The following is a 25,682-nucleotide window of genomic DNA, read 5'->3' on the forward strand; positions in this document are numbered from 1 at the left end:
ACGCCTTTCCGAGCGGTTGGAGTCTGTCGTGGAGAAACTCAAGGGCGCCCTGGTCGTGGGGTTCCTGCGCTTGTTCGCACTGCTGCCCTGGCGTGCCGTGCAGGCCGTGGGCAATGCCATCGGCTGGTTGATGTGGAAGCTGCCGAACGGTTCGCGTGACGTCGCGCGCATCAACCTGGCCAAGTGCTTTCCCGAGCTGAGCGAGGCCGAGCGCGAGCGCCTGGTCGGGAAAAGCCTCAAGGACATCGGCAAGACCCTGACCGAAAGCGCCTGCGCCTGGATCTGGCCGGCGCAGAAGTCGCTCCAGCTGGTCCGCGAAGTGGAAGGCCTGGAAGTGCTGCAGCAGGCGCTGGCCTCCGGCAAGGGCGTGGTCGGCATCACCAGTCACCTGGGCAACTGGGAAGTGCTCAATCACTTCTACGGCAGCCAGTGCAAACCTATCGTTTTCTACCGCCCGCCGAAGCTCAAGGCGGTCGACGAGTTGCTGCAGCAGCAGCGCGTGCAGATGGGCAACCGTGTGGCCCCGTCAACCAAGGAAGGCATCCTGCGCATCATCAAGGAAGTGCGCTCGGGCGGCGCCGTGGGTATTCCCGCCGACCCGGAACCGAGCCGTTCGGCGGGGGTGTTCGTGCCCTTCCTCGGCACTCTGGCCCTGACCAGCAAGTTCGTCCCTGGCATGCTCACCGGCGGCAAGGCGGTCGGGGTGTTCCTGCATGCCGTGCGCCTGGATGACGGCAGCGGTTACAAGGTGATTCTCGAGGCCGCGCCGGAAGGCATGTACAGCGAAAACGTGGAAGAGGGCGTGGCGGCGATGAGCGAAGTGATCGCACGTTACGTGCGCACCTATCCGAGCCAGTACATGTGGAGCATGAAGCGCTTCAAGAAGCGCCCGGATGGCGAGGCCAAATGGTACTGACGTCCTGCTTCAGGGCAGGATTGTCGAAGAAGGCGCCATGATGGCGCCTTTTTTCTGCCACCTGCTGGGCCTCGGCGCGGTAATGCGCTATTAAAGGCGACATCGCTCGACCAATCCTCGGAGCCGTCATGTCCAACCAGCGTCAGCAGGTACGTACCCCGATGAAGTGCCGGATCAAGATCAGCCATCCGAGTTTCGGTGAGCTGCTGGCACAGACTCGCGACCTGTCCGACAGCGGCGTGTACGTGAAGCATCCGGACATGGCCGGTCTGGCCGTTGGCACCCACGTCACCGGGCAGGTCCAGGATCTTCCCTTCCCCGCGCCCATCCTGCAGATGGAAGTGATGCGGGTGGATGCCGAGGGCGCGGGCCTGCGTTTCCTCGACGAAGCCTGACGGCGCAAACGCTGCGGTACGCGTGACGAAAAGCCGAAAGCCGAGGAACATTTCGTTACATCTGCACTCTGACCAAGACCTCGCTCCGAGGTGGCGTCCATCAGAGGCGTTTCGACATGAGTCGAGCGGTATCCGAACTCCCCGCTAACGGCGCCGATGCGCCGGAACTTCCTCCCCCTTCTCGACCCGGCTGGCTGCACCGTCAGCGTCACCTGATCGGCCTCGGCCTGTCGTTGCTGCTGTTCGGCCTGGCGCTGCTGGCCTGCTGGCATCTGGTGCGCGAAATCAACCCGGATCAGGTGCGCGACTCGCTGGCGGCGGTACCGCCACGGGCGCTGTTCGCGGCCATGCTGGCCACCGTGCTGGGTTTTCTGCTGATGCTCGCCTACGAGTGGTCGGCCAGTCGTTATGCCGACGTCCGCCTGCCCGCGTCGACCCTGGCGCTGGGGGGCTTCTGCGCCTTCGCCATCGGCAACGCGGTGGGCTTGTCGGCGTTGTCCGGGGGCTCGGTACGCTATCGCCTGTACACGCGCAATGGGCTCGGCGCGGGCGATGTGGCGCGAATGAGCCTGTTCGCCAGCCTGTCGCTCGGCATCAGCCTGCCGATTCTCGCGGCCCTGGCCGCCCTCTTCGACCTGGCGGACGCCTCGGCGGCGCTGCGCCTGCCTGCGCCGTTGCTGGCGCTGCTGGCCGTGGCGGTGCTGCTCGCCGCCCTGACGCTGGTCCTGCTGCTGGCGCGCAGACGCCTGGCCGAGCGGCCTGCCCCCGGCTGCTGGCAAGTGGACCTGGGGCGCTTCAGCCTGCGCCTGCCCGGCGTGCGCATGAGCCTGGTGCAACTGCTGATCAGCAGCCTCGACGTGCTGATCGCCGCCAGCGTGCTCTACTGCCTGCTGCCCGAGGCGCCGCCGTTCTCGTCCTTCGTGCTGATCTACATGCTGGCGCTGGCCGCCGGTGTGCTGAGTCATGTGCCGGGTGGTGTCGGGGTGTTCGAGGCCGTGCTGCTGGCGGCGTTCTCCTCGCGCATCGACCCGGCCGGGCTGGTCGCGGCCATGCTGCTCTACCGTCTGCTCTACGTGATGCTGCCGTTGCTGGCCGCCGGGCTTCTGCTGCTGGCGGTGGAGGCGCGGCGCTTGTGGTTCCCGCGCCAGGTGGCGAGGGTGGCCAGCAACCTGGCGGTACCGCTGCTGGCACTGCTGGTGTTCTGCGCCGGCGCCGTGCTGCTGTTTTCCGGGGTCACGCCGACCATGGACGAGCACCTCGAGGCCCTGGGGTTTCTCATGCCGCCGCCGCTGATCGCCGCCTCGCACCTGGCGGCGAGCCTGGTCGGTACGCTGTGCCTGCTGCTGGCGCAGGGGCTGCGCCGGCGCCTGTCCGCCGCCTGGGTGCTGACCCTGGTGTTGCTCTGCCTGGGCGTGGTGCTGTCGCTGCTCAAGGGCTTCGACTGGCCGGAGGCGCTGGTGCTGGCGGCTATCGCCGGGGTGCTGGCGCTGTTTCGCCGGGAGTTCTACCGACCCAGTCGGCTGCTCGACATGCCGGCCTCGGGCCTGGCGCTGGCGGCTACCAGTGGCGTGATCGCGGCCTCGGTCTGGCTGCTGCTGTTCGTCTATCAGGATGTCGCCTACAGCCACCAGCTGTGGTGGCAGTTCGAACTGGACGGCAATGCCCCGCGTGGCCTGCGTGCCGCCCTGGGCAGTGCCCTGGTGCTGCTGGCGGTCGGCCTGACCTGGCTGCTGCGTGCCACGCCACCGAGCATCCGCCTGCCTGACGGCGAGGCGCTGGCGCGGGCACGGGCCATAGTCGAGGCCTCGCGGCAGCCGGAAGGTGGCCTGGCGCTCAGTGGCGACAAGGCGCTGCTGTTCCACCCGGACGGCCAGGCGTTTCTCATGTACGCCCGCCGTGGCCGCAGCCTGGTGGCGTTGTTCGACCCCATCGGCCCGCCGGCGGCGCGCGCCGAGCTGATCTGGCAGTTCCGCGACCTGTGCGACCGTCACCATACGCGGCCGGTGTTCTATCAGGTGCGGGCGGAGAACCTGCCCGGCTACATCGACATCGGCCTGACCGCACTGAAACTGGGTGAGGAGGCGCTGGTGGATCTGCACACCTTCGACCTGGCCAGCAACGGCAAGGAGATGAAGGCGCTGCGCTACACCTGGAACCGTGGCCAGCGCGATGGCCTGAGCCTGGAGTTGCATGCCCCCGGCGCGGCACCCCTGGACGCTTTGCAGGGCATATCCGCTGCCTGGCTGGCGGGCAAGCAGGTGCGCGAGAAAGGCTTCTCCCTCGGCCGCTTCAGCCCGGAGTACCTGGCGCACTTCCGGATCGCGGTGGTGCGCTTCGAAGGGCGCGCGGTGGCCTTCGCCAACCTGCTGGAGTGTCAGACGCGAGCGGTCGCCAGCCTCGACCTGATGCGCGTGCTGCCGGATGCGCCGAAGTCGACCATGGAATTCCTCATGCTCGGGCTGATCCAGCAATTCCAGGGCGAGGGCTATGCGCGCTTCAGCCTCGGCATGGTGCCGCTGGCCGGCCTGCAGACGCGCAAGGGGGCGCCGTTGCCGTTACGCCTGGGCGCGCTGGTGTTCGATCGCGGCGAGAGCTTCTACAACTTCCAGGGGCTGCGCCGCTTCAAGGACAAGTTCCTGCCGCAGTGGGAACCGCGCTATCTGGCCGTGCCGGCCGGGCTCGACCCCTGGGTGGCATTGGCCGACACCGCCGCGTTGATCGCCGGCGGTCTGGGTGGACTGGTGAGGCGTTGAGATGAACAAGGCGACAGGGGTACTGGGCGGGTTGTTGCTGGTGGCGGCCCTGGCGGTGGGCGGGGTGACCTGGTGGTGGTCGATGCGTGCGCTGCCGCATCTGCAGACGGTGCAGATCCAGGGGCTGAGCGCGCAGCTGCTGAGCCAGGGCGAGGCGCGCCAGCGCCTGCTGCTGATCGCACCGCCCGAGCAGGCGCTGGACGAGGCGCTGCTGCGACGGCTGGCCGACGCAGGAGACGTGCGCGTGCTGCAGATGCCCTTCGTGGCGCACGACTGCGGCGCGCAGCGGCGCCTGATCGATCAGGCCAGCGGGCTGCTGGGCGGCAAGCCGACCCTCGTTGCTGGCGTCGGCCCGGCCGCCGCTTCAGCCTGGCGCTGGCTGGCGACGCAGGACGATGACCAGGCGCAGGCGCTGTCGGTGGGTTTCGACCTGGGCCAGCCCGATTGCGCCGAAGCGCTGCCGAAGAAGGCCGCGCACGGCCACTGGATCGCCCTGTGGAACGACAACCCCGGCGATGCCAACGCGCGCTTCCTGCGCGAGCAGGGCAATGGCGAGCCGCGCATCGGCACCCTGGGTACGCCGCTGCCGACCCTGCTGGCCGACCAGTTGCAGCAGCTGCTCGCCGGCCAGGGCGCGCCGCTGCCGGTGGTCGAGCACCCTTCGGCGCAGGCGGCCGATACCCTGACCCTGTTCTACTCCGGTGACGGCGGCTGGCGCGATCTCGACCGGGCCTCGGCCGAGCACCTGGCCGCAGCCGGCTATCCGGTGGTGGGCATCGATACCCTGCGCTACTACTGGCAGCGCAAGAGCCCGGAACGCAGTGCCGCCGACCTGTCGCGCCTGATGCAGGAGTACCGCGAGAAATGGCACATCAGGCGCTTCGTGCTGGCGGGCTATTCCTTCGGCGCTGACGTGCTGCCGGCGATCTACAACCGTCTGCCGGCGAGTGACCAGCAGCAGGTGGATGCCATGTTGCTGCTGGCCTTCGCCCGCAGCGGCAGCTTCGAGATCGCCGTCAGTGGCTGGCTCGGCAAGGATGGCGCGGAGGCTGCCACCGGACCGGAGCTGCGCAAGGTTCCGGCGGCCAAGGTGTATTGCATCTACGGCAGCGAGGAAGCGGCCGAGAGCGGCTGCACCGAAGCCGGAGCCCCTGGAGAGCGCTTGCAGATCAGCGGTGGCCACCACTTCGACGGTGACTACGCGGCGCTGGCGCAGAAGATGCTGGCGGCGATCAGGGCGCGTCAGCAGCGTTAGTCTCGTTGACGCATGCCACTGAACTGGCGTGATTCCGTAGGAGCGGATTCATCCGTGAACAATCGCGGCTGAAGCCGCTCCTACGACAGGGCCTGAGACGGCCTCAGTGCGCCTCGTTTACCGCGCTGAGAAATGCCTGCGTGCGTTCCTGCTGCGGGTTGCCGAACAGCTCCTCGGGGGTGCCCTGTTCGTGGATGCGGCCCTGGTGGAAGAAGCACACGCGGTCGGCGAACTCGCGGGCGAAGCCCATCTGGTGGGTGACCATCAGCATGGTCAGGTTGTGCTCGCTGCCGAGGCGGCGGATCACCCCCAGCACTTCGCCGCACAGCTCCGGGTCGAGCGCCGAGGTGACCTCGTCGAACAGCATCACCTTGGGTCGCATCGCCAGCGCACGGGCGATCGCCACGCGCTGTTGCTGGCCGCCGGACAGTTGCGAAGGGAAATGGCGCAGCTTCTCGCCCAGGCCAACCATCGCCAGCAGTTCCTCGGCGCGTTCCGTGGCTTCCTTCCGGCCCAGGCCGAGCACCTGCATCGGCGCCTCGATGACGTTCTGCAGGGCGCACATGTGCGGGAACAGGTTGAAGCTCTGGAACACCATGCCGATCTTGCCGCGCACCTTGCGCTGGTAGCTGGCGCTGGCCGGCACCAGGCGGCCGTCGCGGGTACTCATGTGGGTCAGCGGCTCGTCGTCGACGGCGATCAGGCCCTCGTCGATGCTTTCCAGGGTCATCAGTGCGCGCAGCAGGGTCGACTTGCCCGAGCCACTGGGGCCGATGATCGCCACCTTTTCGCCGGGGGCGACATCCAGGTTGAGCTTGTCGAGCACGGTGAGGTTGCCGTAACGCTTGGTCACGTCGGTGAAGCGGACGATGGGCTGGGGCATGCTGGAACTCCCTGCAGCGGCGGTCGAGTTGATAAAAGCAGTCATCGGGCAGTGACCTCCAGGCGATCTTCCATGCGCCGCACGCACCAGGCCAGGACCAGGCTGAGGGCGAGGAAGAACAGGCCGACCAGGGTGATGGGCTCGAGGTAGCGGAAGCTCTCCGAGCCGATGTTCTTGGCTTGCTGCATGATCTCCACCACGGTGATCGCGGACAGCACCGGGGTGTCCTTGAGCATGGCCACCAGGTAGTTGCCCAGCGCGGGGAGGATCGGCCGCAGCGCCTGCGGCAGGATGATCTGCCGGTACGCCGACAGCGGCGCCATGTTCAGCGCCGTCACCGCTTCCCACTGGCCGCGCGGCACGGCGTCGAGGCCGGCGCGATAGACCTCGGCGGTGTAGCAGGCGTAGTGCAGGGCGATGCCGAGGATCCCCGCCTGCAGCGCGGTGAGGTTCAGCCCGTAGTTGGGGAACACGTAGAACAGGAAGTACACCTGGATCAGCAGCGGCGTGCTGCGGATGAATTCGATCAGCCCGGCCACCGGCCAGGACAGCCACAGGTGCCTGCTGCGCCGGGCGATGGCCAGCAGCAGGCCGACGACGATGGCGATGGCGAAGCCGGCGAAGGTGATCAGCAGGGTATTGAGCGAGGCCTTGAGCAGGTCCGGAAGGATGCTCAGGGCGAAGTCCCAGTCGAAGAAGTTCATTGCAGGCCTCCGCGCATCCGGCCACGGGCAAGGCGTCGTTCCAGCAGGCGCATGCCGAGGTTGATCACCTGTGCCATGAGGAAATACAGCAGCAGCGCCAGGGCGAAGATCTCCAGGGTCATGAAGGTCGCCTGGTCCAGCTGGCGGGCGCGGAAGGCCAGGTCCGACAGGGTGATCAGCGACACCAGCGAGGTGTTCTTCAGCAGCTCGATCAGCAGGTTGGTGCCGGGTGGAATCGCCGCCAGCAGGGCCTGCGGCAGGATGATGCGGGTGAAGCGCCGCAACGGCGTCATGTTCAGCGCGGTGCAGGCTTCGTACTGGCCCTTGGCGACCGAACGGATGGCGCCGCGCATGACTTCCGCGCCATAGGCGCCGATGTGCAGGCCGAGGCCGACCACGGCCACGGCGAAGGCGCTCATCTCGATGTTGAACGGCGGCATCGGCAGCACGAAGTACAGCCAGAACAGCTGCACCAGCAGCGAGGTGCCACGGAATATCTCGATGTAGGTGATCGCCAGCCAGCGCAGCGGGCCGATCGGCGACAGCCGGCCGAGGGCGGCGAGCACGGCGCTGGCAATCGCCAGCAGCGAGCCCCAGAAGGTGACTTGCACGGTGACCCAGGCGCCTTGCAACAGCAGGGGGAGAAGATCGGTCATGAATGTCTACCGGTCGAAGGATTCATGCCGCGCACTGGCGTGCGCGGCAGACACCGCAGGTTACTGAGCGCAGAGTTCGGCGGCGGTCTTGTCGGTGATGTTGGACTGGTCGAAGCCGAAGGGCTTCACCGTGGCCAGGTGATCCTCGCTGCCGAGCCATTGCTTCAGCGCGGCGTTCACCGCATCGCGCAGGTCCTTGTCTTCCGGGCGGAAGGCCAGGGCGCCATAGCCGGTGTGGGCCGGGTCGTCGTTGAATTCGGCGATGGCCTCGACGCCGTCGCCACCCTTCTCGGCCAGGCCCTTCATGGTCAGCTGGGTGCCGACCGCCGCATCGGCGCGACCGGCGCGCACGGCCTGCAGCTGGGCGGTGGTGTCCGGCACCTGGAGAATCTGCTCGTCAGTGATACCGGCGCTGCGGGCGTATCCCAGGTTCACCGTACCGGCCATGATCGCCACCTTGGCGCCGCTCTTGGCGATGTCTGCATAGCTGTGCAGGTTCTTCGGGTTGCCGGCCTTGGTCAGCAGGGTGTCGGGCAACTGGTAGTGCGGATCGGTGAACAGCACCTGCTTGCAGCGTTCGGGGGTGATGTACATGCCGGCGGCGATCAGGTCGAAACGGCTGGCACGCAGGCCGGGGATCAGTGAACCCCATTCGGTGAGCACCGGGTTGATGGTCTTGACGCCCATCTGCTCGAAGATCTTCCTGACGATTTCCGGCGACTCGCCGGTGACGCTGCCGTCCAGCGCGGTGTAGGCGAAGGGCGTCTCGTTGGCGTAGCCGATGCGCACGCTGCTGCTGTCCTTGACCTTGTCCAGGGTCGAGGCCTGGGCGCCGACGACGAAGCCGCCGAGCAAGGCGCAGGTCAGTGCGAGGTGACCGAAGCGGGAGGGGATAACGCTACTCATCTTGGTGTTCTCCTGTTTCTTGTAGTCCGCCAGCGGCGGCGTGCTGTGTTAGGAGGCAGGTAAATCAAGAGCGTTGGCGCGCAGATCGGGACCTGCGCCGGCCGGGTGGTGTTGTTCTGGGGTGCCGAGGCACTGTTCTCCACCCTTGGCCCGAGCATACAAAGGGTTTTTTCGCTGCGGCATTGCACTAGGACAATTGAATCGCACTGCCCCACGCGGGATGCTTGCCTGCAGTCGCCAGAGGAAGCCATCGATGCAGAACTGGAAGAAGGCCCTGGCCAACGCGCGTCCGGGCGAGTCGAAATACAAGCTCCTGGTCCAGGCGGTCGCCGCCGACATCGAACAGGGTAACCTGATCGACGGTCAACGGTTGCCCCCGCAGCGGCAGGTCTCCGATGCCCTGGGCATCAGCGTGCAGACCGTGACCAACGCTTACAAGGAGCTGGAGCGCCAGGGCCGCGTGCGCTGCGAGGTGGGCCGTGGCAGCTTCGTCTCGCGGCGCACCAGCGAGCGGGTGGCCAGCAGCATGCTCGACCGCAGCGAGCAGGCGCTGATGGACTTTTCCAACGCGCGCATCCTCCATACCGAGGCCCACGACCGCCTGTGGCGGCAGACCTGCCTGGAGCTGGCGCAGGAACCTGACCAGCCCTGGATTCACGCCTTCCGCCCGATTGCCGGCATGCAGCACCAGCGCGAGGCGGCGGTGCGCTGGCTTGCGCGCCTGGGCATGGATGTGGGTACCGAGGACGTGTTGCTGACCAGCGGCGCGGCCCACGGCATCTTCCTCGCCCTGGCGACGCTGGCCGGCCCGGATGATGTGGTGCTCTGCGAAGGCCTGACCGACCACGGCGCCATCGGCAGCTCGCAGGTGCTCGGCTTTACCCTCAAGGGGCTGGAGATGGACCGCCACGGGTTGAATCCCGAGCACTTCGAGGACATGTGCGGCAACGAGCGCATCACCGCGCTGGTCTGTACGCCCAACCTGAACAACCCTACCAGCGCGCTGATGCCCGATGAGCGCCGCCGCGAGATCGCCGAGATCGCCCGTCGCTATGGCGTGTACATCATCGAGGACGACGTCTACGGCCCGCTGCTGGCCGGTCAGCAGGCCTCGCGGCCGCTGAGCCATTACGCGCCGGAGCTGTCGTTCTACTGCACCAGCCTGACCAAGTCGGTGCTCACCGGCCTGCGCATCGGCTATCTGGTGATGCCCAAGCGCCTGGCGCTGCGCACCGAGAGCATCCTGCGGGTCAACAGCTGGATGGCGCCGTCGCTGCTCGGCGAAGTGGCGACGCGCTGGATCGACTCCGGTGAAGCCGAGGACCTGGTGCAGTTGCAGCGTCAGCTCCTGGCCAACCGCCAGGCGCTGGTCGAGCAGGAGCTGGGCGAGCACCTGATCGGCAACCACCCCTACTCGCTCAACAGCTGGCTGCGTGTGCCGGAGGGCTGGGAGACCGACAGCCTGCTGCGCGAGCTGCGCCGACGCAACGTGGCACTGACTCTGCCCGACCCCTTCGTCCCGCCCGGCATGCCCAGGCCACGCGCGGTGCGGCTGTGCGTCGGCGCCGAATGCAGCGAGGCGAAGATGCGCCAGGGCGTGCAGATCGTCCGTGACGTGTTCGGCCAGTACCCGAAGGTGCATGATTTTTGAGAACCGTAGGGTGGACGTCGCCTTTCCTCGTCCACCGCAACGGTGGATCGGTGAAGCGTGATCCACCCTACGTTCACTGGCGTGAGGTGTACGTTTCGCGGCTGAAGCCGCTCCTACGACCCTGCGCCTGTAGCCCGGATGAAATCCGGGAACGTAGGGTGGACGTCGCCTTGTACGTCCACCGTGACGGTGGATCGGTGAAGCGTGATCCACCCTACGTTCACCGGCGTGAGGCGCACGTTTCGCGGCTGAAGCCGCTCCTACGACCCGCCCCGTAGCCCGGATGAAATCCGGGAATGTAGGGTGGACGTCGCCTTTTACGTCCACCGCAACGGTGGATCGGTGAAGCGTGATCCACCCTACGTTCACCGGCGTGAGGTGTACGTTTCGCGGCTGAAGCCGCTCCTGCGACCTGCCCCGTAGCCCGGATGAAATCCGGGAACGTAGGGTGGACGTCGCTTTTCACGTCCACCGCAACGGTGGATCGATACAGCGTGATCCACCCTACGCTTGTCGTCGTGACGACACCCTTGCGGCAATGCCTGTCCGCAAGCCGAACAAAAAATCGTCCTAGTACATTCGGTCAGTCAATTTCCCGCTCATACACTCGGCCGCACACCTTCACGGAACGTGCGCCATGCCCTCCATTGCCTTCGATGACCTGCTCCAGGCCCGCCAGCGTATCGCCGGCCTGGTACGCCAGACGCCGCTGGAGCACTCACCCAGCCTGAGTCGCCTGCTCGGCGTGCCGGTGTGGCTGAAGCTGGAGTCGCAGCAGGCCACCGGCAGCTTCAAGCTGCGTGGCGCGAGCAACGCGGTGGCGCAGCTGGATGCCGGGCGCAAACGCTGCGGCGTGGTCACCGCCTCCACCGGCAACCACGGTCGCGCACTGGCCTTCGCCGCCGCGCAGCAGGGCGTGAAGGCCATCGTCTGCCTGTCCGAGCTGGTGCCGCAGAACAAGGTGCGCGCCATCCGTGAGCTGGGCGCCGAGGTGGTGATCAGCGGCCGCAGTCAGGACGATGCCCAGCTCGAAGCGCTGCGCATCGCCCACGAGCAGGGCGCGGCGTTCATCCCGCCCTTCGACCATCCGCATGTGATCGCCGGCCAGGGCAGCCTGGGCCTGGAGATTCTCGAGCAATGCCCGGACGTCTGCGAGGTGCTGGTGCCGCTGTCCGGCGGCGGCCTGTTCGCCGGCGTGGCGCTGGCGATCAAGGCGGCCAGCCCGGCGATTCGCGCTCACGGCATCAGCATGCGGCTGGGGGCGGCAATGCACGCCAGCCTGGAGGCCGGCGCACCCGTCGAGGTGGAGGAGCTGTCGACCCTGGCCGACTCCCTCGGCGGCGGCATCGGCCTGGACAACCGCTACACCTACGCCATCACCCGCGAACTGTGCGACCAGGTGCATCTGCTCGACGAGGCGTCCATCGCCCGCGGCATCCGCCACGCCTACCGCGAGGAGCGACTGGTGGTCGAAGGTGCGGCCGCAGTGGGCATCGCCGCGCTGCTCGACGGCCTGATTCAACCGCGAGGTCCGGTGGTGGTGGTGATCAGCGGGCGCAACATCGATATCGACCAGCACCTGCGCGTCATCAATGGCGCGGAAGCCTGAGGAGTGGCCATGGCCAAGACCCTGATTCTCAACCAGGCCGACCTGCGCGCCTGCGTCGGCCTCGACAGCGCCAGCCTGGCGGTGGTGGAGAACGCCTTCCGTCTGCTCGCCACCGCCGCCGTGGCCATGCCGCCGATCCTGCGTCTGGACGTCCCCGAGCACAACGGCGAGGTGGACGTGAAGACCGCCTACCTGCCGGGCGTTGCGCACTTCGCCATCAAGGTCAGCCCCGGGTTCTTCGACAACCCCAAGCTTGGTCTGCCCAGCCTCAACGGTCTGATGATGCTGTTTTCCGCACAGACCGGTCTGGCCGACGCCCTGCTGCTGGACAACGGCTACCTCACCGCCGTGCGCACTGCGGCTGCCGGCGCCGTCGCGGCCCGCTGGCTGGCGCGCGAGGACGCCGGGGTGGTCGCCATTCTCGGCGCTGGCGAGCAGGCGCGCTTGCAGTTGCAGGCGCTGCGCCTGGTGCGCGAAGTACGCGAGGTGCGTATCTGGGCACGCGACCCGGCCAAGGCCCGGGCCATGGCTGCCGAGCTGGAGGATGCCCGCGCCGTGGACAGCGTCGACGCCGCGCTGGAGGGCGCCGATATCGCCGTCAGCACCACGCCCAGCCGTGAACCGCTGATCCAGCCACGGCACCTGCGCCCCGGCCTGCACATCACCGCCATGGGCTCGGACGCCGAACACAAGAACGAGATCGCCCCGGCCGTGCTGGCGCAGGTCGACGCCTATGTCGCCGACCGCCTGAGCCAGACCCGCGTGCTCGGCGAGCTCAACCACGCCATCGCCGCAGGCCTGGTGGCTGCCGATGCCGACTTCGCCGAACTGGGCCAGGTGATCGCCGGTCAGCGGCCCGGGCGTAGCGCAGATGAGCAGATCACCCTCTGCGACCTGACCGGCACCGGGGCCCAGGACACCGCCATCGCCAGCCTGGCCTATCAGCGTGCGCGGCAGGCCGGCAAAGGCCTCAACTTCGATTCATGACTCTGTGAGAGGGGCTTCGTCGCGGCGCAAACGGAACGCCGCCCGGCCCCTCTCACAGTCCCACAAAAACACGGGGATTCATCCATGTCCGAAATCGTCGTCAACCTCCCCTTCAGCCGGGAGGAATATGCCCAGCGTCTGGCCAGGACCCGCAGCGCCATGCAGGCCAGGGGCATCGAGCTGCTGATCGTCAGCGACCCGTCCAACATGGCCTGGCTCACCGGCTATGACGGCTGGTCGTTCTACGTGCACCAGTGCGTGCTGCTGGCGCTCGACGGCGAGCCGGTCTGGTATGGCCGTGGCCAGGATGCCAATGGCGCCAAGCGCACGGTGTTCATGGAGCAGGGCAATATCGTCGGCTACCCCGATCACTACGTGCAGTCCACCGAGCGCCACCCGATGGACTACCTGTCCCTTGAGGTCATCGCCGCACGTGGCTGGGACAAGCTCAGCATCGGCGTGGAGCTGGACAACTACTACTTCAGTGCCGCCGCCTACGCCTCGCTACAACGCAATCTGCCCAACGCACGCTTCGTCGACTGCACCGCGCTGGTCAACTGGCAGCGGGCGATCAAGTCGCCGACCGAGATCGGCTACATGCGCATCGCGGCGAAGATCGTCGAGAAGATGCATGCGGCGATCTTCGACAAGATCGAGCCCGGCCTGCGCAAGAACGAGCTGGTCGCCGAGATCTACCGCACCGGCATCCTCGGTGCCGACGGCCATGGCGGCGACTACCCGGCCATCGTGCCGCTGCTGCCCACCGGGGCGGACGCCAGCGCGCCGCACCTGACCTGGGACGATTCGCCGATGCGCAGCGGCGCCGGCACCTTCTTCGAGATCGCCGGTTGCTACAAGCGCTACCACTGCCCGCTGTCGCGCACCATCTACCTGGGCAAGCCGCCGCAGCATTTCCTCGATGGCGAGAAGGCGGTGGTCGAGGGCATCGCCGCCGGCCTGGAGGCGGCCAGGCCGGGCAACACCACCGGTGATATCGCCCGTGCCTTCTTCAAGGTGCTGGAGAAGTTCGGCATCCACAAGGACAGCCGCTGCGGCTACCCCATCGGTATCAGCTATCCACCGGACTGGGGCGAACGCACCATGAGCCTGCGTCCGAGCGACGAGAGCGTGCTGCAGCCGGGGATGACCTTCCACTTCATGCCCGGCCTGTGGCTGGACGACTGGGGCCTGGAAATCACCGAATCGATCCTGATCACCGAACGCGGCGTGGAAACCCTCTGCGACGTGCCGCGCCAGCTGTTCGTGAAGGATTGATTGCCCTCGGTCGTAGGAGCCGGCTTGCCGGCGATCCGCATCAACAGCATATCGCTGGCAAGCCAGCTCCTACGAAAAGCGACGCCACAGAGACATACATTCATGCCGGGCTTTGCATCATGACCCCACTGCGCGACAACCCCATCAGCCCCACGCTCGACTTCGAGCGTGACGGCGTGCAACACGGCTATCTCAAGCTGCCCTATTCCTGTGACGATTCGGCCTGGGGCGCGGTGATGATCCCGGTGACCGTGGTGAAGAACGGCCGCGGCCCCACCGCGCTGCTCACCGGCGGCAACCACGGCGACGAGTACGAAGGCCCGCTGGCGCTGAGCAAGCTGGCCCAGCGCCTGCGCGCCGAGGACGTCACCGGCCGGGTGATCATCGTGCCGTTCATGAACACCCCGGCGGTGCAGGCCGGCAGCCGTACCTCGCCGATCGACAAGGGCAACCTCAACCGCAGTTTCCCCGGCAAGCCGGATGGCACGGTGACGCAGAAGATCGCCGACTACTTCCAGCGCACGCTGCTGCCCATGGCCGACGTGGTGCTGGACATCCATTCCGGTGGCAAGACCCTGGACTTCCTGCCCTTCGCCGCCTGCCACGTGCTCCCGGACAAGGCCCAGGACGCGGCCTGCGCCGCCGGCATGCGCGCCTTCGCCGCGCCCTACTGCATGCGCATGCTGGAGCTGGACGCGGTGGGCATGTACGACACCGCCGCCGAGGAGCAGGGCAAGGTGTTCGTCACCACCGAGCTGGGTGGCGGCGGCAGCAGCACGGCGAAGAGCCTGGCCATCGCCGAGCGCGGCGTGCGCAATCTGCTGATCCATTTCGGCCTGCTGCAGGGCGAGATCGAGGCCGGCGAGTCGGTGATGCTCGACATGCCCGATGGCGACTGTTTCGTCGCCAGCGAGGACGACGGCCTGCTGGAGATGTGCCGCGATCTGGGCGACAGAGTGGAGAAGGGCGAGGTGATCGCGCGCGTGCACAGCCTGCGGCGCACCGGCGCGCCCGCCAGCGAGTACCGCGCCCGGCGCAGCGGCCTGCTCGCCGCCCGGCATTTCCCGGGGCTGGTGCAGTGTGGTGATACCCTCGCGGTCATCGCCGAGGTGGTGGGCTAACCGGTCGCGGCTAAAGCCCCTCCCACAGACTTACAGATCGTGGGAGGGGCTTTAGCCGCGACAGGGGGCCATACACCCCATGAACGCTCAATCGACCGAGGCACCGATGCACAAGCTCGACCGCTATGACCTGAAGATCCTGCGCATCCTCGCCGAGGACGGGCGGATCACCAAGTCGGCCCTGGCCGAGGCGATCAACCTCTCGGTGACCCCGGCCTGGGAGCGCGTGCGCAAGCTGGAAAGCGCCGGGCTGATCAAGGGTTACCGCGCGCTGATCGACTGGGCGGCGCTGTTCCGCAGCCAGCAGGTGCTGGTGGAAATCACCCTGGCGCGGCATACCGCGCAGGACATGCGCCGCTTCGAGCAGCGCCTGGGCGAGGCGCCGGAGGTGGGCTTCTGCTACGCCACCGGCGGCGGCGTCGACTACATCGCCATGATCCGCGCCCGTGACATCGACCACTACCAGCGTTTCATCGACCAGCTGCTGCTGGAAGACCTCGGCATCGAGCGCTACTTCACCTACATCGTCACCAAGACCATCAAGGCGGACGCGTCGGGTGCGCCCGCCGAACTGGACGACTGACCTACGCCAGGCCTGAGATATCGGGCATCTGCAGGCTGACGTGGCATCAGAGCCTGGCCTTCACCGCGGCCAGGCCGTCAGCGCCGTCGCGGGTGGTCACGCCGTCCAGCCAGCGCTCCAGCACCTGCGGGTTGGCCCTGATCCAGGTGCTGATCGCCGTGGCGCTGGCCACCTTGCGGTTGAGCACCTCATCCATGATGGTGTTTTCCATCTCCTGGGTGAAGGTCAGGTTGCTCAGCAGCCTGCCAACGTTCGGGCACTCGGCGACATAGCCCTTGCGCGCCAGGGTGTTGACCGAGCCGGTGCTGCCGAAGAATTTCTCGCCGCCCTTGAGGTACTGCATGTCGAACTGCACGTTCATCGGGTGCGGCGTCCAGCCGAGGAACACCACGAACTCGTCGCGCTTCACCGCGCGGCCGACCTGCACCAGCATCGCCTGTTCGCTGGACTCCACCAGCTTCCAGTCGCCGAGGCCGAACTCGTTGCCCTCGATCATCTGGCGAATGTAGTCGTTGGCCGGCGAGCCGGAGCCGATGCCGTAGATCTTCCGGTCGAAGCGCTCGGCGAAGCGCTTCAGGTCGCTGAAGTCCTTCACCCCTGCGGCGTAGGTGTAGGTGGGCACGGCCAGGGTGTACTCGGTGCCGCCGAGGTTCTCCACCACCTTGTCCACCTGGCCGCTCGCCACGTAGCGCGCGTAGTCGTGCTGGCCTGCCGGCATCCAGTTGCCGAGGAACACATCCACCTGGCCCTTCTGCAGCCCGGCGAAGATGATCGGTACGGCCAGGGTGCGGGTCTGTGCCTTGTAGCCGAGGCCGTCGAGCAGCAGGCTGGCGATGCCGTTGGTCACGGCGATGTCGCTCCAGCCCGGATCGGCGAGGGTGACTGCGCTGCAGCTGGCGCTGTCGGTCTGTGCCTGGGCGCCAAGGCTGACGGCCAGCAGCGAGGCGGCGAACAGGGTGGTTCTCAGGTTCATGCACGAGTCCTTTGCAGTGGTGGGCAGCCGGGTGACCTTAACGGTCGAGCGGGTGCGGCTCAACAGTCGGGGCGCAAATGGCGGTGATCGGTCACGAATGTGCAGCTTCAGGCCGGTAACCGTTCGTCGATTGACGAGGCCGGCAGTGAACCCGGTGGGCTTTTCGATGGTCCGTCTCCGGGACGGGCGGGAAGCCCGTTTTCTATGCAATGCCTTGATTCGGAGGGGGTTCCGTTCGCTGGCCAGTCACCAGGATCACTGGGTTTGAACAAGTTTTTCACGTCACTTTGCCTGGGAGGCGCTCTTTTACTGGGAATTTGTACCCAAGCCTCCGCCACCTTCCGTATCCAGACCATTCCCGCCACCGCGCCAGCGGCCGAACCGGCCCCGGCCCGCGAGGTGATCGACCGCGCCCTGGGCGCCCTGGGCATACCCTATCGCTGGGGCGGCACCAGCCCCCGGCAGGGCTTCGATTGCAGCGGCCTGGTGCAGTACGCCTTCAAGACCCAGAGCGACCTCGACCTGCCACGCACCTCTCGCGCCCTGTCACGCCTGGACGCGCCTTCGGTGAAGCGCAGCGACCTGCAGCCGGGCGATCTGCTGTTCTTCCGTATCCGTAGCCGCGCGGTGGACCACGTGGCCATCTACCTGGGCGACGGCCGCTTCATCCACGCCCCGCGACGTGGCAGCAACGTGCGCATCGATCACCTCAGCAACGCCTATTGGCAGCGTCATTTCCAGCTGGCCAAGCGAGTCGTGCCGGAAGCCTGAACAATCGAGCGGACCAACGGCGCGGGACCGTTCGGGCAAAACCTATCCCGCGAGTCAACAACGCGCTAGAATGCGCGCCGCTCGTGGCCATGTCGGCTGCGGCAGTGGGTTCCCTCACCCCACTTCACGAAAAAGGACATCGACATGACCCTGATTCCCGCGTCGGTCAGTCGGCCCGTGCTGGCCGGCCTGATCGCCTTCCACATCCTCATCATCATCGCCAGCAACTACCTGGTGCAGCTGCCGATCACCCTGTTCGGCTGGCATACCACCTGGGGTGCGTTCAGCTTCCCGTTCATCTTCCTCGCCACCGACCTCACCGTGCGCCTGATCGGCAAGCATGCCGCGCGCGTGGTCATCGCCCGTGTGATGCTGCCGGCGCTGCTCGCTTCCTATGTGGTCTCGGTGCTGTTCCACGAGGGAGCCTTCGGCGGCCTGGCAGCGCTGGGCGAGTTCAACCTGTTCGTCTTCCGCATCGCCGTGGCCAGCTTCCTCGCCTATGCCTTCGGCCAGTTGCTGGACATTCAGGTGTTCGACCGCCTGCGCAGGATGCGTCAGTGGTGGGTGGCGCCCACCGCCTCGACCATCTTCGGCAATCTGCTGGACACCTTCCTGTTCTTCTCGGTGGCCTTCTGGCACAGCGACGATCCGTTCATGGCGGCCAACTGGGTGGAAGTCGCCACGGTGGACTACGTGATCAAGCTGGCCATCAGCCTGATGCTGTTCGTGCCGCTGTACGGCATGCTGCTCAGCGCCATCGTGCGCGCCCTGCCGCAACGTACTGCCACGGCGTGAAGCACGCTCGCCGCTAAAGCGCCTCCCACGGTGGCCGGTGGCGAGTGTGTGTGAGGGACTTTAGCCGCGATTGTCTGAGTGCCGCTGCCGAGGCGCGGCGGGGCCTCAGAAATCTTCTGTTCGCCGCGCTCCTTCAGAAAAAACTGCGGTAGCGCCTGGCCGGCTTGGAAAAAACACCAAGCCGCCCTTCCCTAGCATGTCTCCCATGCCCATCGGCCCGGAGACATCGCCATGCCCCTCGACCACCCCCTGCTGTTCAAGTCGCTCTGCTATGTCGACGGTCACTGGGTACACAGTGACGACGGCGCCAGCGTCGCGGTGCAGAACCCGGCCGACCAGAGCCTGATCGGCCATGTGCCGATGCTCAGCGCGCAGCAGATCGGCAGCGCCGTGGATGCCGCCCAGCGTGCCTTCATCGCCTGGCGCGAGCAGAGCCTGGACGCCCGCGCGGCATTGCTGCGGCGCTGGGCCGAGCTGATCCTGCAGCATCAGGAAGACCTGGCGCGCATCCTCAGCCTGGAGCAGGGCAAGCCGCTGGCCGAAGCGCGTGGCGAGATCCGCTACGCCGCCAGCTTCATCCCCTGGTTCGCCGAGGAGGCGCGCCGGCTCTACGGCCAGACCATCCCCAGTCATATCCCCGGTGCCCAGCTGGGTACGCTCAAGGAGCCGGTGGGCGTCTGCGCCCTGCTCACGCCCTGGAACTTCCCCAGCGCGATGATCACCCGCAAGGCCGCCGCCGCCCTGGCCGCCGGCTGCACCGTGGTGGTCAAACCGGCGCACGAGACGCCCTACTCCGCCTTCGCCCTGGCTCAGCTGGCCGAGGAAGCGGGCTTCCCCGCCGGTGTGTTCAACGTGGTGCTGGGTGAGCCGCAGATGGCCATGGAGACCCTGGTCAAGGATGCGCGGGTGCGTTCGGTGAGCTTCACCGGCTCGACCCGCGTCGGCAAGCTGGTGCTGCAGGCTGCCGCCGATGACGTGAAGAAGGTGGCCCTGGAGCTGGGCGGCAACGCGCCGCTGATCATCTGCGCCGATGCCGATCTCGATCACGCCGTGCAGGTGGCGCTGGACGCCAAGTTCCAGACCTCCGGGCAGGACTGCTGCGCGGCCAACCGCATCCTGGTGCAGCGCCCGGTCTACGAGGAATTCCTGCAACGCTTCGCCAGGGCCGTGCGCGACCTGCGCGTGGGGCCGGGGCATGACGAACGCAACCAGATCGGCCCGCTGATGCACCAGGCGGCGCTGGACGGCACGGCTGCGCGGGTGGCCGATGCCATCGAGCAGGGTGCGCGGCTGCTGGTCGGTGGCGAGCCCCATGCGCTGGGCGGCTGGTTCTGGCAGCCGACGCTGCTGGCCGACGTCACAGGCGGCATGCGCATCTACCGCGAGGAGAACTTCGCGCCCATCGCCGGCGTGCGCGCCTTCGACAGCCTGGACGACGCCGTGGCCATGGCCAACGACACCGAGTACGGCCTGGCCGCCTACATTTGTTCCAACCGGGTGGACGTCATCCATCCGCTGATTCGCCGCCTCGAGCATGCCATGGTCGCGGTCAACGGCAGCAAGTTCACCGGCCATCCGATCCCCTTCGGTGGCATGAAAGCCTCCGGCCTCGGCCGTGAAGGCGCTACGGAAGGCTTCGAGCCCTTCGTCGAAACCAAGTACTTCTGCATTCATCACCAGGGCCAGCGTTACCCCTGATGCACCCGGAGAGCCGCTGGGAGGGACTTCAGCCGCGACTGACCTTGCAGGCGCTGCAAGCCCCTCCCACAAACCTGTGAATGACCTTTATCGCCACCCCAGCGAATCAGATGGAGACCGCCATGACCGACTACCAGAAGCTGTTCGAGCAGGACCGTGCCCACTTCATGCATCCGTCCACCCACGCCCACGATCATGCCAGCGGCGCGCTCAAGGGCCGCATCATCAAGGGCGCTTCGGGCATCCGCATCCAGGACCACGAGGGCCGCGAGCTGATCGACGCCTTCGCCGGCCTGTACTGCGTGAACATCGGCTATGGCCGCACCGAGGTGGCCGAGGCCATCTACAAGCAGGCCAAGGAGCTGGCCTACTACCACACCTACGTCGGCCACTCGACCGAGGCCATCATCGAGCTCTCGGCGCGCATCATCGACTGGGCGCCGCAGGGCATGAAGAAGGTCTACTACGGCATGTCCGGCTCGGACGCCAACGAGACCCAGATCAAGCTGGTGCGTTACTACAACAACGTGCTCGGGCGCCCGGCGAAGAAGAAGATCATCTCGCGCCAGCGCGGCTATCACGGCTCGGGCATCATGACCGGCAGCCTCACCGGCCTGGCCAGCTTCCACCAGCATTTCGACCTGCCGCATGCCGATATCAAGCACGCCGCCTGCCCGCACTTCTACAAGGCCCCGGCCGGCATGGACGAAGCCGCCTTCGTGCGCCACTGCGCCGAGGACCTGGAGCGCCTGATCCTGGCCGAGGGCCCGGAGACCGTGGCGGCCTTCATCGGTGAGCCGGTGATGGGCACCGGCGGCATCATCGTGCCGCCCAAGGGCTACTGGCAGGCGATCCAGGCGGTGCTGGCGAAATACGACATCCTGCTGATCGCCGACGAAGTGGTCTGCGCCTTCGGCCGCCTGGGCACGCCGATGGGCAGCCAGATGTTCGGCATGCAGCCGGACCTGATCACCACCGCCAAGGGCCTGACCAGCGCCTATGCCCCGCTGTCGGCGGTGATCGTCGGCGAGAAAGTGTGGAACGTGATCGACGAGGCCTCCAGCCGCGACGGTGCCATGGGCCATGGCTGGACCTACTCCGGCCACCCGATCTGCGCCGCCGCCGCGCTGGCCAACCTGGATATCCTGGAGAAGGAAAACATCGCCGCCAACGCCGCCGATGTCGGTGCCTACCTCAACCAGCAGCTGCGCCAGACCTTCGAAGGCCACCCGCTGGTGGGCGAAGTCCGTGGGGTTGGCATGCTCGCCGCGCTGGAGTTCATGGCCGACCGCGAGGCGCGTACGCCCTTCGATGCCGCGCTCAAGGTCGGCCCGCGTGTCTCCGCGGCGTGCCTGGAACGCGGCATGATCGCCCGCGCCATGCCGCACGGCGACATCCTCGGCTTCGCCCCGCCGCTGGTGCTGAACAAGGCCGAGGCGGACGAGGTGGTGGGTATCGCCAAGGCGGCGGTGGACGCGGTGGCCAGCGAGGTGCTCTGAGCCGCTGCAGTGCGCAGGAGCGTGCGCTTCAGCCGCAAGCTCGCTGCCCCCGTGCCGTTGGCGAGGTCAAGAGCGCGTCGCCGAAGTGCCTGGCGCAGAGTGCGCTACGGCACGCGTGGGAGGGGCTTCAGCCGCGACCGCCTGGAGCCTGTCCCCGGATTGCATCCGGGCTACGTCGGTGCGCGTCGATAGCTCGCGGCGGCGTGTCGATCAGCGCGGCTTGTCCAGCTTGCGCAGGAACACGCTCATTTCCTTCTCGGCCTGCTTGTCGCCCTTGGCCTGGGCGGCGGCGATGCCCTGCTGCCAGGCCTGGCGCGCGGCGTCGTGCTCGCCCTGGGCCAGCAGCGCCTTGCCCAGCAGCTTCCACGCCGCCGAATAGCCCGGGTCGAACTCGACGCAGCGTTGCAGGTGTTCGGCGCCCTGTGCGGCGTCGCCGCCGTCCAGGTGGGCCTTGCCCAGGCCGAAGCGCAGCAGGGCGTTGTCCATGCCCTTGGCCAGCATCTTTTCCAGTGCCTCGGTACTCATTCGGGCCTCCTTCGTTGGCCAGCCACAAGCCACAAGCGCTTTACGTGCCGCTTGAAGCTTGCGGCTTGCTGCTCAGAAGAACGTCAGGCCGGCCTGGAACAGGCGCTCGACGTCGCGGATGTACTTCTTGTCGACCAGGAACAGGATCACGTGGTCGCCGGACTCGATCACCGTGTTGTCGTGGGCGATCAGCACTTCCTCGTCGCGGATGATGGCGCCGATGGTGGTGCTCGGTGGCAGGGCGATGTCCTCGATGGCACGACCGATGACCTTGCTCGACTTGGCATCGCCATGGGCGATCACTTCGAGCGCTTCCGCCGCGCCCCGGCGCAGGCTGTGCACGCTCTCGATGTCGCCACGGCGCACGTGGGTCAGCAGGGTGCCGATGGTGGCCAGCTGCGGGCTGATGGCGATGTCGATCTCGCCGCCCTGCACCAGGTCGACGTAGGCCGGGTTGTTGATGATGGTCATCACCTTGCGCGCGCCGAGGCGCTTGGCCAGCAGCGACGACATGATGTTGGCCTCGTCGTCGTTGGTCAGGGCGAGGAAGATGTCGGCGTCGTTGATGTTCTCTTCCACCAGCAGGTCGCGGTCCGAGGCACTGCCCTGCAGCACGATGGTGCTGTCGAGGTTCTCCGAGAGGTAGCGGCAGCGTGCCGGGCTCATCTCGATGATCTTCACCTGGTAGCGGCTCTCGATGGCCTCGGCCAGGCGCTCGCCGATGTTGCCGCCGCCGGCGATGACCACGCGCTTGTAGCTGTCCTCGAGGCGACGCATCTCGCTCATCACCGCGCGGATGTGGGCCTTGGCGGCGATGAAGAACACCTCGTCATCGGCCTCGATGACGGTGTCGCCCTTGGGCATGATCGGCCGGTTGCGCCGGAAGATGGCGGCCACGCGGGTATCCACCGTGGGCATGTGCTGGCGCAACTGGCGCAGCTGCTGGCCGACCAGCGGCCCGCCGTAGTAGGCCTTGACCGCCACCAGCTGGGCCTTGCCCTCGGCGAAGTCGATGACCTGCAGGGCGCCGGGGTATTCGATCAGGCGCTTGATGTAGTTGGTCACCACCTGCTCGGGGCTGATCAGCACGTCGACCGGGATCGCCTCGTTGTCGAACAGCGCTTCGCGGGTCAGGTACGCCGCCTCGCGCACGCGGGCGATCTTGGTCGGCGTGTGGAACAGGGTGTAGGCGACCTGGCAGGCGATCATGTTGACTTCGTCGCTGTTGGTCACCGCCACCAGCATGTCGGCGTCATCGGCGCCGGCCTGGCGCAGCACGGTGGGGAACGAGCCCTTGCCCTGCACGGTGCGGATGTCCAGGCGGTCGCCGAGGTCGCGCAGGCGGTCGCCGTCGGTGTCCACCACGGTGATGTCGTTGGCTTCGCTGGCGAGGTGCTCGGCCAGGGTGCCACCGACCTGACCTGCGCCGAGAATGATGATTTTCACTGATCGCTCCGTTAGCCGTGGGTCGCCACGGCAGTCTTTATCAGCTTGGCATAGTAGAAGCCGTCATGGCCGTCCAACTGCGGCAACAACTGGCGGCCGTGTTCTGGCTGCAGACCGAATTCACCAGCGATGGCGAGCTCCTGCGCATCGGCCGTGCGGGCGAGGAAGGCGGCGATGGTGTCGCTGTTCTCCGTCGGGAGCACCGAACAGGTGGCGTAGAGCAGGATGCCGCCCGGGGCCAGCGTCGGCCACAGGGCATCGAGCAGCTCGCCCTGCAGCGTGGCCAGGGCGGGAATGTCTTCGGCCTTGCGGGTCAGCTTGATGTCCGGGTGACGGCGGATCACCCCGGTGGCCGAGCAGGGCGCGTCGAGCAGGATGCGCTGGAACGCCTGGCCATCCCACCAGGCACCGGTATCGCGGCCATCGGCGGCGATCAGCGTGGCCTCGAGCTGCAGGCGTTCGAGGTTTTCCCGCACGCGGGCCAGGCGCTTGGCTTCCAGGTCGACGGCGACCACTTCGGCCAGTCGCGGCTCGACCTCGAGCAGGTGACAGGTCTTGCCGCCCGGTGCGGCGCAGGCATCGAGCACGCGCTGACCAGGTGCCAGCTCGAGCAGCTCGGCGGCCAGCTGCGCGGCCTCGTCCTGCACGCTGACGCGGCCTTCGCTGAAGCCGGGCAGGCTGGTCACGTCGCAGGGCTGCAGCAGGCGCACGCCATCGCGGCTGAAGTCGCAGGGCGCGGCCTCGATGCCGGCGGCGCGCAGTTCGACGAGGTAGTCGTCACGGCTGTCATGGCGGCGGTTGACCCGCAGAATCAGCGGCGGATGGGCATTGTTGGCGGTGCAGATGGCCTGCCAGTGCTCGGGCCAGTGCGCCTTGAGCGATTTCTGCAGCCAGCGCGGATGAGCGGTGTGCAGCACCGGGTCGCGATCCAGCTCGGCGAGCAGCGCCTCGTGCTCGCGCTGCGCACGACGCAGCACGGCGTTGAGCAGGCCCTTGGCCCAGGGCTTCTTCAGCGCGCCGGCGCAGCCGACCGTTTCGCTGATGGCGGCGTGTTCCGGGATACGGCTGTGCAGCAACTGGTAGAGGCCGACCAGCAGCAAGGCTTCGACGTCCTTGTCGGCGGCCTTGAAGGGCTTTTCCAGCAGCTTCTCGGCGAGCAGTTGCAGGCGCGGCTGCCAGCGGGCGGCGCCGAACGCCAGGTCCTGCGCCAGGGCGCGGTCGTGGTGTTCGACCTTGTCCAGCTGCGGCGGCAGGCTGCTGCCCAGCGAGGCTTTGCCGGACAGCACGGCGGTCAAGGCGCGGGCGGCGGCCAGACGTGGGTTCATTGACCGAGCACCAGGCCGGGGGCGAACTGTTCGCGACGGCTGTTGTACAGGTCGCTGAAGGCCAGCGGCTTGCCGCCGGGCAACTGCAGACGGGTCAGGCGCAGCGCGCCCTCGCCGCAGGCCACGGTCAGGCCGCTCTTGTCCGCGGCGAGAATGCTGCCGGGGACGCCAGTGCCGTCCGCCAGCTCGGCGGCATGCACCTTCAGTGCCTCACCGTTCAGCGTGCTGTGGCAGATCGGCCAGGGGTGGAAGGCGCGCACCAGGCGCTCCAGCTCCACGGCAGGCCGGCTGAAATCGAGGCGTGCCTCGTCCTTGTTCAGCTTGTGCGCATAGTTGGCCAGGGCATCGTCCTGCACCTCGCCCGCGAGGGTGCCAGCCGCCAGGCCGTCGACGGCCTGCAGGACCGCCTGCGGGCCGAGCCGGGCCAGGCGATCATGCAGGCTGCCGCCGGTGTCCTCGGCAGAGATCGGTGTCGTCACCTTGAGCAGCATCGGCCCGGTATCCAGGCCGGCCTCCATCTGCATCACGGTGACGCCGCTCTCGACATCGCCGGCCTGCACCGCACGCTGGATCGGCGCGGCGCCGCGCCAGCGCGGCAGCAGCGAGGCGTGACTGTTGATGCAGCCCAGGCGCGGGGTGTCGAGCACCACCTGCGGCAGGATCAGGCCGTAGGCCACCACCACCATCAGGTCGGGTTGCAGCGCCGCCAGTTCGGCCTGAGCCTCCGCATTGCGCAGGCTGGCCGGCTGGTAGACGGCGATGCCGTGCTCCAGGGCCAGCTGCTTGACCGGGCTGGGCATCAGTTTCTGGCCACGCCCGGCCGGGCGATCCGGCTGGGTGTAGACGGCGATGATGTCGTGCTGGCTGGCCAGCAGGGCCTTGAGGTGCTCGGCGGCGAATTCCGGGGTGCCGGCAAAGACGATACGCATGGGGCAGTCACCAAAGAAAAAGGCTTG

23 protein-coding genes are annotated in these 25,682 nt (G+C 67.3%); 14 read left to right on the top strand and 9 right to left on the bottom strand.

Features of this window, described 5'->3' with window-relative positions:
* The first annotated feature begins 28 nt into the window (after positions 1 to 28).
* From FIV02_RS00085 to FIV02_RS00100, 4 genes are all read left to right on the top strand, one after another.
* Entirely contained in the window at positions 29 to 916 is an 888-nt protein-coding gene (locus tag FIV02_RS00085; protein ID WP_152487461.1) for a lysophospholipid acyltransferase, read from the top strand.
* A gap of 128 nt (positions 917 to 1,044) precedes the next feature.
* A complete protein-coding gene (locus FIV02_RS00090; protein ID WP_037052309.1) occupies positions 1,045 to 1,311 on the top strand; it encodes a PilZ domain-containing protein in 267 nt (88 codons plus the stop codon).
* A 116-nt stretch (positions 1,312 to 1,427) separates the two neighbouring features.
* Positions 1,428 to 4,064, top strand: coding sequence for a bifunctional lysylphosphatidylglycerol flippase/synthetase MprF (gene mprF / locus FIV02_RS00095; RefSeq protein ID WP_152487462.1), 2,637 nt, complete (start codon positions 1,428 to 1,430; stop codon positions 4,062 to 4,064).
* A gap of 1 nt (position 4,065) precedes the next feature.
* A complete protein-coding gene (locus FIV02_RS00100; protein ID WP_371923223.1) occupies positions 4,066 to 5,319 on the top strand; it encodes a virulence factor family protein in 1,254 nt (417 codons plus the stop codon).
* Between the two features lie 103 nt (positions 5,320 to 5,422).
* Here FIV02_RS00100 and ehuA read toward each other — a convergent pair whose 3' ends face one another.
* From ehuA to ehuB, 4 genes are read right to left on the bottom strand one after another with little or no spacing between them, the layout of a single operon-like run.
* Complete coding sequence (gene ehuA, locus FIV02_RS00105; protein ID WP_152487463.1) at positions 5,423 to 6,202, bottom strand: ectoine/hydroxyectoine ABC transporter ATP-binding protein EhuA; 780 nt, start codon at positions 6,200 to 6,202, stop codon at positions 5,423 to 5,425.
* Positions 6,203 to 6,243: 41 nt separating this feature from the next.
* Positions 6,244 to 6,906, bottom strand: coding sequence for an ectoine/hydroxyectoine ABC transporter permease subunit EhuD (gene ehuD, locus FIV02_RS00110; RefSeq protein ID WP_037052304.1), 663 nt, complete (start codon positions 6,904 to 6,906; stop codon positions 6,244 to 6,246).
* Entirely contained in the window at positions 6,903 to 7,562 is a 660-nt protein-coding gene (gene ehuC, locus FIV02_RS00115; RefSeq protein ID WP_037052301.1) for an ectoine/hydroxyectoine ABC transporter permease subunit EhuC, read from the bottom strand. The genes ehuD and ehuC overlap by 4 nt, the downstream gene beginning before the upstream one ends.
* A 60-nt stretch (positions 7,563 to 7,622) precedes the next feature.
* Positions 7,623 to 8,468 carry an ectoine/hydroxyectoine ABC transporter substrate-binding protein EhuB gene (gene ehuB, locus FIV02_RS00120; RefSeq protein ID WP_152487464.1) on the bottom strand — a complete coding sequence of 282 codons (846 nt, stop codon included), beginning with the start codon at positions 8,466 to 8,468 and terminating at the stop codon, positions 7,623 to 7,625.
* Positions 8,469 to 8,721: 253 nt separating this feature from the next.
* On the opposite strand from ehuB, the gene FIV02_RS00125 reads away from it, so the two are divergent.
* The 6 genes from FIV02_RS00125 (at position 8,722) to FIV02_RS00150 (ending at position 15,694) form a co-directional block, all read left to right on the top strand.
* On the top strand, positions 8,722 to 10,119 hold the full coding sequence (locus FIV02_RS00125) for a PLP-dependent aminotransferase family protein (RefSeq protein ID WP_047590717.1): 1,398 nt from the start codon (positions 8,722 to 8,724) through the stop codon (positions 10,117 to 10,119).
* Positions 10,120 to 10,756: 637 nt separating this feature from the next.
* Positions 10,757 to 11,728, top strand: a complete 972-nt coding sequence (gene eutB / locus FIV02_RS00130) for a hydroxyectoine utilization dehydratase EutB (protein ID WP_152487465.1) — start codon at positions 10,757 to 10,759, stop codon at positions 11,726 to 11,728.
* Positions 11,729 to 11,737: 9 nt separating this feature from the next.
* The gene (gene eutC / locus FIV02_RS00135; protein ID WP_037052291.1) at positions 11,738 to 12,715 is read left to right on the top strand and encodes an ectoine utilization protein EutC; all 978 of its coding nucleotides are present in this window, start codon (positions 11,738 to 11,740) and stop codon (positions 12,713 to 12,715) included.
* Positions 12,716 to 12,799: 84 nt separating this feature from the next.
* A complete protein-coding gene (doeA, locus tag FIV02_RS00140; protein WP_152487466.1) occupies positions 12,800 to 13,990 on the top strand; it encodes an ectoine hydrolase DoeA in 1,191 nt (396 codons plus the stop codon).
* 119 nt (positions 13,991 to 14,109) lie between these two features.
* A complete protein-coding gene (gene doeB / locus FIV02_RS00145; RefSeq protein ID WP_152487467.1) occupies positions 14,110 to 15,111 on the top strand; it encodes a N(2)-acetyl-L-2,4-diaminobutanoate deacetylase DoeB in 1,002 nt (333 codons plus the stop codon).
* Between the two features lie 106 nt (positions 15,112 to 15,217).
* Positions 15,218 to 15,694 carry an Lrp/AsnC family transcriptional regulator gene (locus tag FIV02_RS00150; RefSeq protein WP_152490068.1) on the top strand — a complete coding sequence of 159 codons (477 nt, stop codon included), beginning with the start codon at positions 15,218 to 15,220 and terminating at the stop codon, positions 15,692 to 15,694.
* 46 nt (positions 15,695 to 15,740) lie between these two features.
* On the opposite strand, the gene choX is transcribed toward FIV02_RS00150, so the two are convergent.
* Positions 15,741 to 16,667: a choline ABC transporter substrate-binding protein gene (gene choX, locus FIV02_RS00155; protein ID WP_152487468.1), complete on the bottom strand. Its 927-nt coding sequence runs from the start codon at positions 16,665 to 16,667 to the stop codon at positions 15,741 to 15,743.
* Between the two features lie 204 nt (positions 16,668 to 16,871).
* On the opposite strand from choX, the gene FIV02_RS00160 reads away from it, so the two are divergent.
* From FIV02_RS00160 to FIV02_RS00175, 4 genes are all read left to right on the top strand, one after another.
* Positions 16,872 to 17,438 (top strand): C40 family peptidase, encoded by a 567-nt coding sequence (locus tag FIV02_RS00160; RefSeq protein WP_152487469.1) that lies wholly within the window; start codon positions 16,872 to 16,874, stop codon positions 17,436 to 17,438.
* A gap of 144 nt (positions 17,439 to 17,582) precedes the next feature.
* Positions 17,583 to 18,233, top strand: coding sequence for a 7-cyano-7-deazaguanine/7-aminomethyl-7-deazaguanine transporter (locus tag FIV02_RS00165; RefSeq protein WP_152487470.1), 651 nt, complete (start codon positions 17,583 to 17,585; stop codon positions 18,231 to 18,233).
* Between the two features lie 231 nt (positions 18,234 to 18,464).
* Positions 18,465 to 19,931 carry an NAD-dependent succinate-semialdehyde dehydrogenase gene (locus tag FIV02_RS00170; RefSeq protein WP_152487471.1) on the top strand — a complete coding sequence of 489 codons (1,467 nt, stop codon included), beginning with the start codon at positions 18,465 to 18,467 and terminating at the stop codon, positions 19,929 to 19,931.
* Between the two features lie 122 nt (positions 19,932 to 20,053).
* Positions 20,054 to 21,430, top strand: coding sequence for an aspartate aminotransferase family protein (locus FIV02_RS00175; RefSeq protein ID WP_152487472.1), 1,377 nt, complete (start codon positions 20,054 to 20,056; stop codon positions 21,428 to 21,430).
* A gap of 210 nt (positions 21,431 to 21,640) precedes the next feature.
* Here FIV02_RS00175 and FIV02_RS00180 read toward each other — a convergent pair whose 3' ends face one another.
* The 4 genes from FIV02_RS00180 to fmt all read right to left on the bottom strand — a co-directional run bounded on the left by FIV02_RS00180 (position 21,641) and on the right by fmt (position 25,655).
* A complete protein-coding gene (locus FIV02_RS00180) occupies positions 21,641 to 21,955 on the bottom strand; it encodes a tetratricopeptide repeat protein (protein WP_037052268.1) in 315 nt (104 codons plus the stop codon).
* Positions 21,956 to 22,027: 72 nt separating this feature from the next.
* A complete protein-coding gene (trkA, locus tag FIV02_RS00185) occupies positions 22,028 to 23,401 on the bottom strand; it encodes a Trk system potassium transporter TrkA (protein ID WP_037052265.1) in 1,374 nt (457 codons plus the stop codon).
* A gap of 11 nt (positions 23,402 to 23,412) precedes the next feature.
* Complete coding sequence (rsmB, locus tag FIV02_RS00190; RefSeq protein ID WP_152487473.1) at positions 23,413 to 24,726, bottom strand: 16S rRNA (cytosine(967)-C(5))-methyltransferase RsmB; 1,314 nt, start codon at positions 24,724 to 24,726, stop codon at positions 23,413 to 23,415.
* A complete protein-coding gene (fmt, locus tag FIV02_RS00195) occupies positions 24,723 to 25,655 on the bottom strand; it encodes a methionyl-tRNA formyltransferase (protein ID WP_152487474.1) in 933 nt (310 codons plus the stop codon). Before fmt ends, rsmB begins: the two co-directional genes overlap by 4 nt.
* Positions 25,656 to 25,682: the final 27 nt, after the last annotated feature.

It is taken from the genome of Pseudomonas sp. THAF187a, assembly GCF_009363395.1.
GTDB classification, from domain to species: Bacteria; Pseudomonadota; Gammaproteobacteria; order Pseudomonadales; family Pseudomonadaceae; genus Aquipseudomonas; species Aquipseudomonas khazarica.

Coding starts and splice junctions, on each gene's coding strand:
- FIV02_RS00090 (WP_037052309.1), top strand. CDS start 1,045: ATGTCCAACCAGCGTCAGCAGGTACGTACCCCGATGAAGTGCCGGATC.
- mprF (WP_152487462.1), top strand. CDS start 1,428: ATGAGTCGAGCGGTATCCGAACTCCCCGCTAACGGCGCCGATGCGCCG.
- FIV02_RS00100 (WP_371923223.1), top strand. CDS start 4,066: ATGAACAAGGCGACAGGGGTACTGGGCGGGTTGTTGCTGGTGGCGGCC.
- ehuA (WP_152487463.1), bottom strand. CDS start 6,202: ATGCCCCAGCCCATCGTCCGCTTCACCGACGTGACCAAGCGTTACGGC.
- ehuD (WP_037052304.1), bottom strand. CDS start 6,906: ATGAACTTCTTCGACTGGGACTTCGCCCTGAGCATCCTTCCGGACCTG.
- ehuC (WP_037052301.1), bottom strand. CDS start 7,562: ATGACCGATCTTCTCCCCCTGCTGTTGCAAGGCGCCTGGGTCACCGTG.
- ehuB (WP_152487464.1), bottom strand. CDS start 8,468: ATGAGTAGCGTTATCCCCTCCCGCTTCGGTCACCTCGCACTGACCTGC.
- FIV02_RS00125 (WP_047590717.1), top strand. CDS start 8,722: ATGCAGAACTGGAAGAAGGCCCTGGCCAACGCGCGTCCGGGCGAGTCG.
- eutB (WP_152487465.1), top strand. CDS start 10,757: ATGCCCTCCATTGCCTTCGATGACCTGCTCCAGGCCCGCCAGCGTATC.
- eutC (WP_037052291.1), top strand. CDS start 11,738: ATGGCCAAGACCCTGATTCTCAACCAGGCCGACCTGCGCGCCTGCGTC.
- doeA (WP_152487466.1), top strand. CDS start 12,800: ATGTCCGAAATCGTCGTCAACCTCCCCTTCAGCCGGGAGGAATATGCC.
- doeB (WP_152487467.1), top strand. CDS start 14,110: ATGACCCCACTGCGCGACAACCCCATCAGCCCCACGCTCGACTTCGAG.
- FIV02_RS00150 (WP_152490068.1), top strand. CDS start 15,218: ATGCACAAGCTCGACCGCTATGACCTGAAGATCCTGCGCATCCTCGCC.
- choX (WP_152487468.1), bottom strand. CDS start 16,667: ATGAACCTGAGAACCACCCTGTTCGCCGCCTCGCTGCTGGCCGTCAGC.
- FIV02_RS00160 (WP_152487469.1), top strand. CDS start 16,872: ATGCAATGCCTTGATTCGGAGGGGGTTCCGTTCGCTGGCCAGTCACCA.
- FIV02_RS00165 (WP_152487470.1), top strand. CDS start 17,583: ATGACCCTGATTCCCGCGTCGGTCAGTCGGCCCGTGCTGGCCGGCCTG.
- FIV02_RS00170 (WP_152487471.1), top strand. CDS start 18,465: ATGCCCCTCGACCACCCCCTGCTGTTCAAGTCGCTCTGCTATGTCGAC.
- FIV02_RS00175 (WP_152487472.1), top strand. CDS start 20,054: ATGACCGACTACCAGAAGCTGTTCGAGCAGGACCGTGCCCACTTCATG.
- FIV02_RS00180 (WP_037052268.1), bottom strand. CDS start 21,955: ATGAGTACCGAGGCACTGGAAAAGATGCTGGCCAAGGGCATGGACAAC.
- rsmB (WP_152487473.1), bottom strand. CDS start 24,726: ATGAACCCACGTCTGGCCGCCGCCCGCGCCTTGACCGCCGTGCTGTCC.
- fmt (WP_152487474.1), bottom strand. CDS start 25,655: ATGCGTATCGTCTTTGCCGGCACCCCGGAATTCGCCGCCGAGCACCTC.